The organism is Limimaricola sp. G21655-S1, from assembly GCF_027213785.1.
Lineage (GTDB): Bacteria > Pseudomonadota > Alphaproteobacteria > Rhodobacterales > Rhodobacteraceae > Limimaricola.
In genome coordinates, this window is the sequence record NZ_JAPWGO010000239.1 from 1 (window position 1) to 269 (window position 269).

General features: G+C 63.9%; 1 pseudogene. It reads left to right on the forward strand.

Annotated elements, in window-relative coordinates:
* Positions 1-269: pseudogene (locus O4G76_RS20605) on the forward strand (2,3-bisphosphoglycerate-independent phosphoglycerate mutase); the annotation flags it as partial.

Here is a 269-nt window from a genome sequence, read left to right on the forward strand (position 1 = left end):
GCGCATCTGATGGGGCTGGTCTCGGATGGCGGCGTGCATGGCCATGTGACCCATATCCTGGCTGCGATTAAGGCGATCCGCGATGCGGGCGTGCCGGTCTGGCTGCATGTGGTCACCGACGGGCGCGACGTAGCGCCGAAATCTGCGCTCACTTATCTTGATCAGCTTGAGGCCGGTATGGCGGAGGGGGCGCAAATCGCCACCGTCACCGGGCGTTATTTCGCCATGGACCGCGACAACCGCTGGGAACGGGTCTCTCAGGCCTATGC